Genomic DNA, 8,791 nt, shown 5'->3' on the forward strand with positions numbered 1-8,791 from the left:
TCAGTCGCCTTCCCGGTACACGTCCACGCCGGCCGGCGGCGTGAAATCGAAGGTGCCTGCGGGCAGCGGGGCCTCGTCGAGGTCGAGGAAGCGGATGTCGATGGCCTGCCCGAGCCGGTCGATGATGCGCATGGTGGCGGGCAGACCACCCGCGAAGGTGAGCTCGGCCTCCCGGAAGCCCGCGTCTGCCGCCCGCGGCAGGACCCGGAAGCGGTCCGGTCCGGGCGCCTGGACGACAAAGGCTTCGGCCAGGCCCGGCGCATCCGCCGCCAGGAGCAGCAGGGGCGCGGCGGCGCCGTCGTCGAAACGCCGGCGCGTAGCCGTCGCCAGGTCGCGGTCGTAGTGCCAGAGGACCCCCTCGCTGGCGACCAGCAGCTGGCTGTCCGGTTCCGTGATTTCCCAGCGGAAGCGGTCCGGCCGGCGCAGGCTGAAGCGGCCGGCGCTGTGCGCCGGGGTCGCCCCAGCGCCGTTTTCCACCGACTGCTCGAAGCGGCCGCTGAGCTGGTCCAGGGGCGCCAGGCGAGCCGCGAGCGCCCTCGCGGCATCGTCGGCGCGCGCGACGAGGGGAAGCAGAAGCAGGAGGGTGAGGGCCAGGCGCGGAGAAAGCACGGCTCAATCTCCGACCGGTGGCGGCGCGAGCACCTCGCGCTGGCCGTTGCTGCCCATCTCCGACACCACGCCCGACGCCTCCATGGCCTCGATGAGGCGGGCGGCGCGGTTGTAGCCGATGCGCAGCTTGCGCTGGACGCTGGAGATGGATGCCCGCCGGCTCTGGGTAACGTAGTGCACCGCCTCGTCGTAGAGCGCGTCGTCCTCGTCGTCGCCCTCCTCCGACTGCAGCTCCCCTGGCGTGACCGCGACGCTGCTGCCCTCGTCCAGCAGGCTCTCGATGTAGGCCGGCTCGCCGCGGCGTTTCCAGTCCGAGACGACCCGGTGCACCTCGTCGTCGGAGCAGAAGGCGCCATGGACGCGGTTGGGGATACCGTGACCCGGCGGCAGGTAGAGCATGTCGCCGTAGCCGAGGAGCTGCTCCGCGCCGCCCTGATCGAGAATTGTCCTTGAATCAACCTTGGAGCTGACCTGGAAGGCAATGCGCGTGGGGATGTTGGCCTTGATCAGGCCGGTGATTACGTCCACGGACGGGCGCTGGGTGGCCAGGATGAGGTGGATGCCCGCCGCGCGGGCCTTCTGGGCGATCCGTGCGATGAGTTCCTCGACCTTCTTGCCGACGATCATCATCATGTCGGCGAATTCATCGATGACCACAACAATGAAGGGCAGTCGCTCGAGCGCCGGCGGCTGCTGCTCCTCGTCCGTTTCCGCGAACATCGGGTCCGGCGTCCACAGCGGGTCGACAAGGGGGTTACCGGCCTTGCGCGCCTCGTCGATCTTGCGGTTGAAGCCGGCGATATTGCGCACGCCGAGCGCGGCCATGAGCTTGTAGCGCCGCTCCATCTCGGCCACGCACCAGCGCAGCCCGTTGGCCGCATCCTTCATGTCCGTGATCACCGGCGTGAGCAGGTGCGGGATACCGTCATAGACCGAGAGCTCGAGCATCTTCGGGTCGACGAGAATCAGGCGCACGTCCTCGGGCGTCGACTTGTACAGGAGCGACAGGAGCATGGCGTTCACCCCGACGGATTTGCCCGAGCCGGTGGTACCGGCCACCAGCAGGTGCGGCATCTTGGCGAGGTCCGCGACCACGGGCTGGCCGGAGATATCGTTGCCGAGGGCCAGGGTCAGGGCGGACTTCGACTGGTCGAAGGCGCGCGACGAGAGCACCTGGCGGAAATTCACCACCTCCCGGTCCTCGTTGGGGATCTCGATGCCGACCACGCTCTTGCCGGGGATGACCTCGACCACGCGCACCGAGATGACGGCCAGCGAGCGCGCGAGGTCCTTGGCGAGGTTGGAGATGCGCGAAACCTTGACCCCCGGCGCGGGCTGCAGCTCGAAGCGGGTGATGACTGGCCCGGGGTAGACGGCGGTCACCTCCGCCGACACGCCGAAGTCCGCAAGTTTCAGCTCCAGGAGCTTGGAGAGCTTTTCCAGTGCTTCCGCGGAAAAGCCCTTGTCCGGGTCCTTGACCTCGGCATCGAGGAGTTCCAGCGGTGGCAGTTCACCGGTAACCGGGGCATCGAAGAGCGGCTTCTGCTTCTCGCGCTCGGCGCGCTCGCTGGTCTCGACCTTTGTTTCCAGCGGCTTGATCTTGGGCGGCTTGCGCTTCTTTTCTTTCTCGACGTGTTCCGTGATGACCGCCTTGCGTGCCTCCAGGTGCCGCTCCCGGGCACGCCGGTCGCGCAGGCTGTCGATGCGGGCGACGGTCCAGCCCCGGAGCCGGCCAAGGCCGCCGAGGGCGGCGGCACCGAGGCGGTCCATGAGCCGCAGCCAGGACAGATCCGTGAAGATGGTCACCCCGAACAGGAAGACGGCGACGAGGATCAGGCGGCTTCCCACAGCGCTGAAGGCGCCGGCGAAGGCGCCGCCGATGGCCTGCCCGAGGATGCCGCCCGCCCCCTGGGGCAAGGCGGACTGCCCACTGTCGTTCAGGGCCGCGAGGGCCGTCCCGGCGACCATCACCAGCACGAAACCGAGCAGCCGGATGCTGAGGTGGGTCCAGTCGAAAGCGCCGGGCTTGTGCCGCTCGAGGAAGATCACCAGGGCGCGGTAGCCGAGCATCACCGGGAAGAGATAGGCCGCCCAGCCGACGAGGGAGAGAAAGACGTCGGCGAGCCACGCCCCGGTGGGGCCACCGAGATTGCGGACTGCGCCGCCGCTCCCGGTAGCGGACCAGCCCGGGTCGCCGCTCGAGTAGGTCACGAGCGCCAGCAGGAGGTAGAGGCAGGCGGCGCTGATGCCGATGAAGGCTCCCTCGCGCCAGCGCGGACCCCAGGGGCTTTCCGTTGTTTTCGCCGTCCGCGTCACGTGCTGTCCTCAACCCGCCGCCCTACGGCGGAAAAGCTCTCAGTTTAACCAATTAAATCATAAAGTTATAGGGCAAAGCTCAATTGCTTTTCAAAATAAGAGCGGTCTTTGCCGGCACCGTCCCGATACTTTACCATTAGCGCCCTTCGCGACTCCCGCCAACGCAGACAGGATCGGTCCATGAGCGAACCCCAGCACCACCCGTTGATCATCCTCGGCTCCGGCCCCGCCGGCTACACGGCCGCTGTCTATGCGGCCCGCGCCAATCTCCAGCCGGTGCTGATCACGGGCATGCAGCAGGGTGGCCAGCTGACCACCACCACGGAGGTGGAGAACTGGCCCGGTGGCCCGGCGGACCTGCAGGGCCCGCAACTCATGCAGCAGATGCTGGAGCATGCGGAGCGCTTCGATACCCGGGTGATCTTCGACCACATCGAGGCCGTGGACCTGTCTCGCCGCCCCTTTCTCCTCGAGGGCAGCGGCCGCTACAGCTGCGACGCGCTCGTCATCGCCACCGGTGCCTCGGCCCAGTACCTGGGGCTGCCGAGCGAGGAGGCCTTCATGGGCAAGGGGGTCAGCGCCTGCGCCACCTGCGACGGTTTCTTCTACCGCAACCAGCGGGTAGCCGTCATCGGCGGCGGCAACACGGCAGTCGAGGAAGCACTTTACCTCGCCAACATTGCCGAGGAAGTCGTACTGGTGCACCGCCGCGATGCGCTGCGGGCGGAAAAGGTCCTGCAGGACCGGCTGTTTGCCCGCGAGCGTGAGGGCAAGGTCCGCATCCTGTGGAACCACGTACTCGATGAAGTGCTCGGGGACGACAGCGGCGTGACCGGCATGCGGCTCCGCTCCACGGTGGATGACGCGCTGCAGGAGGTGCCGCTGTCCGGCGTCTTCATCGCCATCGGACACAAGCCGAACACCGACATCTTCGCCGGCCAGGTCGCCATGCGCGAGGGCTACCTCACCGTGACCAGCGGCACCGACGGAAACGCCACGCAGACCAGCGTGCCGGGGGTCTTTGCGGCCGGCGATGTCGCCGACCACGTGTACCGCCAGGCCATCACGTCCGCGGGCTTCGGCTGCATGGCGGCCCTCGATGCCGAGAAGTACCTCGACGCCCTGAAGGACAGCTAGGCACCACGCCTGTGCCGCTGCTGCCGTTCCTGGCGCCGGACGACCCCTTCCCGCCCGGCAGCGAGGCTCTGGACTACCCGAACGGACTGCTTGCGGTCAGCGAAGACCTGGGACCCGACCGGCTCCTCGCCGCCTATCGTCGCGGTATCTTTCCGTGGTTCGAAGATCCACAGCCCGTGCTCTGGTGGACGCCGGACCCGCGCCTTGTGCTGTTCCCGGCGGAATTCCATTGCTCCCGCAGTCTGCGTCGCACCCTGCGCCGGGAGCGCTACCGGCTCACCGTAGACGCGTGCTTCCGCGCGGTGATGGACGCCTGCGCGGCGCCGCGCCCCGGCCAGGACGGTACCTGGATCTCGCCGCGCATGGTCGCCGCCTACGGCGCACTCCATGACGCGGGCCACGCCCACAGCATCGAGGCCTGGGACCGGGAGGGGCGCCTCGCCGGCGGCCTCTACGGTGTCTGCCTCGGGGGCGCGTTTTTCGGCGAGAGCATGTTCAGCCGTGCTCCGGATGCCTCCAAGGTCGCCCTCGCCGGCCTCGCCCGCCTCCTCGAGGCCGGGGGCGGCCGGCTGATAGACTGCCAGGTTGAGACAGGTCACCTCCTGTCCCTGGGAGCCCGCGCCATCCCCCGAGTGGACTTCGAGGCGATGCTTGCCCAAACTGTGGGTGACGAGATGGTACCGGGCGCCTGGCGGCTGCCGGCAGAGACGGGAGCATTGGCGTGACGTCTTCACTGCGAGATCTCAAGGTCTATACCACCTATCCTCACCGCTGCAGCTACCTGGAGCACGAGGAGGCGACCACCCTGTTCATCGACCCGCGCCAGCCGGTCGACCAGGTGCTCTATACCAACCTGTCGCTGCTCGGTTTCCGCCGTTCCGGGAACCACATCTACCGGCCTCACTGCGCGCACTGCAACGCCTGTATTCCGGTGCGGATCCCGGTAGCGCAGTTTCGGCCGAACCGCAGCCAGCGTCGCAGCTGGCGTCGCAACAGCGACCTCTCCGTGCGCGAGGCCGGGCACATCCGGGACGACGAGTGCTACGGCCTCTACGAGCGCTACATCCGCGAACGTCACGCCGACGGGGACATGTTTCCTCCGGACCGGGAGCAGTACGAGTCCTTCCTCAGCAACGCCTGGGACTGTACCCGCTATTACCAGTTCCGGGAGCAGGATCGGCTGCTCGCTGTCGCCGTGGTCGACGAGATGCTGGACGGTCTCTCGGCGATCTATACCTTCTTCGATCCCGAGGCCGCGGACCGGGCCCTCGGCCGCTACGCCATCCTCTGGCAGATCGAGGCCGCCCGGGCGCGCGACCTCCCTCACGTGTACCTGGGCTACTGGATCCGCAACTGCCGCAAGATGGCCTACAAGGCCGAGTACCGGCCCCTGGAACTCTACCGGGAGAATCGCTGGCAGGCCGTGGACCCGGGCGACGATGACGAGTTCTTCTGAGCGCCCGCCCCGCCGCGGCCTGTTGCGGACCGGCTGTTGCGGACCGGTGGCATCCCGGCGAGCTTTGCGGCAAAATGCGCGCTCGTCGTTTCAGGACCCCGGGGTTATATGGCAAAGGAAGACCAGATCGAGATGGAAGGGGAAGTCATCGACACCCTTCCCAACACCACCTTTCGTGTCAAGCTGGAGAACGGCCACGTCGTCACGGCCCACATTTCCGGCAAGATGCGCAAGAACTACATCCGCATTCTCACCGGTGACAAGGTTCGCGTCGAACTGACACCCTACGACCTCACCAAGGGACGGATCACCTACCGCGAGCGCTGAGGCGCGCCGCGCGCTCAGCCCTCCTCGGCGAGCGCAGCCTCTTCCTCCTCCACCCGCACTTCCAGCGCGTCCCCGGCCTTGTTCAGGCGCACACAGGCCGTGCCGCCCGTTGCCAGCGCACCGAAGAGCACCAGCTCTGCCAGGGGTTTCTTGATGTGCTCCTGGATGACGCGCTCCATGGGCCGGGCGCCCATGTGCCGGTCGTAGCCTTTCTCCACCAGCCACAGGCGGGCGTCCTCGTCGACGTCCAGCAGTACCCGCTTCTCGTCGAGCTGGCCCTGCAGCTCGGAGAGGAACTTGTCGACCACCGTGAGGATGACGTCCTCGCCCAGCGGTTCGAATTGCACGATGCTGTCGAGGCGATTGCGGAACTCCGGCGTGAACAGTTTATTGATCGCTTCGAGGGCGTCAGTGCTGTGGTCCTGGGTGGTGAAGCCAATGGTGCGCCGGCTGACGTTCTCGGCGCCGGCGTTGGTCGTCATTACCAGGATGACATTGCGGAAGTCCGCCTTGCGGCCGTTGTTGTCCGTGAGTGTGCCGTGGTCCATGACCTGCAGCAGGAGATTGAAGACCTCCGGGTGGGCCTTCTCGATCTCGTCGAGGAGCACCACCGCGTGCGGATGCTTGGTGACGGCTTCGGTGAGCAGGCCGCCCTGGTCGAACCCGACGTAGCCGGGCGGCGCCCCGATGAGCCGGGAGACGGTGTGCCGCTCCATGTATTCCGACATGTCGAAACGGATGAGTTCGAGACCGAGGATCTTTGCCAGCTGCCGGGTGACTTCGGTCTTGCCCACGCCCGTCGGACCGGCAAGAAGGAAAGAACCGATCGGCTTGTCGCCGCCGCGCAGCCCGGCCCGCGCCATCTTGATGGAAGTGGACAGCGCCGTGACCGCCTTGTCCTGACCGAACACGACCATGCGCAGGTTGCTCTCGAGCTTCTGCAGGACCTCCTTGTCGTTGCTGCTCACGGTCTTCGGCGGAATGCGGGCAATCTTCGCGACAACTGCCTCGACATCGCTCTTGCCGACGACTTTCTTCCGCTTCGACGGCGGTTGGAGCTGCTGGAAGGCACCCGCCTCATCGATCACGTCGATGGCCTTGTCCGGCAGGAACCGGTCAGTGATGTAGCGCGCGGACAGGTCGGTCGCCACGCGTAGCGCCTTGTCGGTGTAACGCAGGCCGTGGTGCTCCTCGAAGCGGGACTTGAGGCCCTTGAGGATCTTGTAGGCGTCGTCGGGGCTGGGCTCGAGCACGTCCACCTTCTGGAAGCGGCGGGAGAGCGCCCGGTCCTTGTCGAAGATGCCGCGATACTCGCTGAAGGTGGTGGAGCCGATGCAGCGCAGCTTCCCGGAAGTGAGCAGCGGCTTGAGCAGGTTGCTCGCGTCCATGACGCCACCGGAGGCCGCCCCCGCACCAATGATCGTGTGGATCTCGTCGATGAAGAGGATGGCCCCTTCCCGGCGCTTGAGTTCGGCGAGCAGGCCCTTGAAACGTTTCTCGAAGTCCCCCCGGTACTTGGTGCCGGCGAGCAGCGCACCCAGATCCAGCGCGTAGACGCAACCCTCCTTGAGCAGCCCGGGCACCTCGCCGTCGACGATCATCTTGGCGAGGCCCTCGGCGATTGCGGTCTTGCCCACGCCGGATTCACCGACCAGCAGCGGATTGTTCTTGCGCCGCCGGGCCAGGACCTGAATCACCCGCTCGACTTCGGCAATGCGGCCGATGAGCGGGTCGATGCGGCCGGCCTCCGCCTCGGCGTTCAGATTGGTGGCGTAGGTGTCGAGCGGGTTGGCCTCCGCCTCGTCGCCACCGGCATCCGCGGCCGCGCCGGAAACCTGCTCGTCCTCGCCCTCCTCGTCCGCGACCTTGGAGATGCCGTGGGTGATGTAGTTGACCACATCGAGGCGGGTGACGCTCTGCGTCTTCAGGAAGTAGACGGCCTGGCTCTCCTGCTCGGAAAAGATGGCGACGAGGACGTTGGCGCCGGTCACCTCGCTCTTGCCGGAGGACTGCACGTGGAACACGGCGCGCTGCAGGACCCGCTGGAAGCCGAGGGTGGGCTGGGTCTCCCGCTCCGCGTCGTCCTCGGGGATCAGCGGTGTGGTCGAATCGATGAACTCGACGAGGTCGCCGCGCAGGTTGCTGATCTCCGCGCCGCAGGCCTTGAGGACGCGGATGGCGTCATTGTTGTCGAGAAGCGCGAGGAGCAGATGCTCCACGGTCATGAACTCGTGCCGGCGCGCCCTCGCCGCCCGGAACGCGTCGTTGAGGGTCTGCTCAAGATCCTTGCTCAGCATGGCCAGTGCTCCCCGGGGTTCAACCCTCCGATGCCTCGATCTCGCACAGGAGCGGATGCTGGTGCTCCCGTGCATACTGATTAACCTGCGCCGCTTTGGTTTCGGCGATGTCCCGGGTGTAGACGCCGCAGACGCCCTTGCCCTGAGTGTGCACCGTGAGCATGACCTGGGTCGCCTGCTCGCGGTTCATGAGGAAGAAAAGTTCCAGGACTTCGACCACGAACTCCATGGGCGTGTAGTCGTCGTTGAGGAGGACGACCTTGTACAGCGGGGGCTTCTTGAGCTCGGGCCGCGCATTCTCCAGCGCGAGACCGCCATCGGCGTCGTCTTCCTGCGCGGACAGGCGCACGGGGAAACGGCTGCGCATCATGCTCACGATACTGCTCTGTGGCTCCCTCGGATTCGGTACCAACGCCTGCATTATAAGACAAATCTCCTTGAATCCCAGCGGCAGCGGAGTGAGACGGGTAGACTGAAAAAAAACGGTCGCACTGACCCGGGACAACAGCTGCGAGGTCTGATTGGCCGGCAGGCGCCCCGGAAGTTGCGAGTTGAGCCTTCCCGGGGCGGTGGGGGGGGGGGGGGACACCCCTCCCCCCCACACCCAACCTTTTGGGGGGGTCCCCCCCCCCCCCCCCCCCCCCCCCCC

The 8,791-nt window shown here is 66.9% G+C and carries 8 protein-coding genes; 4 read left to right on the forward strand and 4 right to left on the reverse strand.

Translation table 11 applies throughout. The features are described from left to right. A complete protein-coding gene (gene lolA, locus ACX93N_RS13670; RefSeq protein ID WP_459428993.1) occupies positions 1 to 609 on the reverse strand; it encodes an outer membrane lipoprotein chaperone LolA in 609 nt (202 codons plus the stop codon). Positions 610 to 612: 3 nt separating this feature from the next. Next, a complete protein-coding gene (locus tag ACX93N_RS13675) occupies positions 613 to 2,925 on the reverse strand; it encodes a DNA translocase FtsK (RefSeq protein ID WP_459428994.1) in 2,313 nt (770 codons plus the stop codon). A gap of 180 nt (positions 2,926 to 3,105) precedes the next feature. Between ACX93N_RS13675 and trxB the strand changes: the two genes are divergently transcribed. The 4 genes from trxB (at position 3,106) to infA (ending at position 5,845) form a co-directional block, all read left to right on the forward strand. Beyond that, on the forward strand, positions 3,106 to 4,062 hold the full coding sequence (gene trxB, locus ACX93N_RS13680; protein ID WP_459428995.1) for a thioredoxin-disulfide reductase: 957 nt from the start codon (positions 3,106 to 3,108) through the stop codon (positions 4,060 to 4,062). A gap of 11 nt (positions 4,063 to 4,073) precedes the next feature. Then, positions 4,074 to 4,787: a leucyl/phenylalanyl-tRNA--protein transferase gene (aat, locus tag ACX93N_RS13685; protein ID WP_459428996.1), complete on the forward strand. Its 714-nt coding sequence runs from the start codon at positions 4,074 to 4,076 to the stop codon at positions 4,785 to 4,787. Beyond that, on the forward strand, positions 4,784 to 5,518 hold the full coding sequence (locus ACX93N_RS13690; RefSeq protein WP_459428997.1) for an arginyltransferase: 735 nt from the start codon (positions 4,784 to 4,786) through the stop codon (positions 5,516 to 5,518). The genes aat and ACX93N_RS13690 overlap by 4 nt, the downstream gene beginning before the upstream one ends. A 108-nt stretch (positions 5,519 to 5,626) precedes the next feature. Further along, the gene (infA, locus tag ACX93N_RS13695; RefSeq protein ID WP_035513460.1) at positions 5,627 to 5,845 is read left to right on the forward strand and encodes a translation initiation factor IF-1; all 219 of its coding nucleotides are present in this window, start codon (positions 5,627 to 5,629) and stop codon (positions 5,843 to 5,845) included. A gap of 14 nt (positions 5,846 to 5,859) precedes the next feature. Here the strand turns inward: infA and clpA are convergent, their stop codons facing one another. Beyond that, positions 5,860 to 8,142 carry an ATP-dependent Clp protease ATP-binding subunit ClpA gene (gene clpA, locus ACX93N_RS13700; protein ID WP_459428998.1) on the reverse strand — a complete coding sequence of 761 codons (2,283 nt, stop codon included), beginning with the start codon at positions 8,140 to 8,142 and terminating at the stop codon, positions 5,860 to 5,862. A 19-nt stretch (positions 8,143 to 8,161) separates the two neighbouring features. Next, positions 8,162 to 8,512: an ATP-dependent Clp protease adapter ClpS gene (clpS, locus tag ACX93N_RS13705; RefSeq protein WP_459428999.1), complete on the reverse strand. Its 351-nt coding sequence runs from the start codon at positions 8,510 to 8,512 to the stop codon at positions 8,162 to 8,164. Positions 8,513 to 8,791 lie beyond the last annotated feature (279 nt).

It is taken from the genome of Pseudohaliea sp. (genome assembly GCF_054552115.1).

Coding starts and splice junctions, on each gene's coding strand:
- clpA (WP_459428998.1), bottom strand. CDS start 8,142: ATGCTGAGCAAGGATCTTGAGCAGACCCTCAACGACGCGTTCCGGGCG.
- trxB (WP_459428995.1), top strand. CDS start 3,106: ATGAGCGAACCCCAGCACCACCCGTTGATCATCCTCGGCTCCGGCCCC.
- infA (WP_035513460.1), top strand. CDS start 5,627: ATGGCAAAGGAAGACCAGATCGAGATGGAAGGGGAAGTCATCGACACC.
- clpS (WP_459428999.1), bottom strand. CDS start 8,512: ATGATGCGCAGCCGTTTCCCCGTGCGCCTGTCCGCGCAGGAAGACGAC.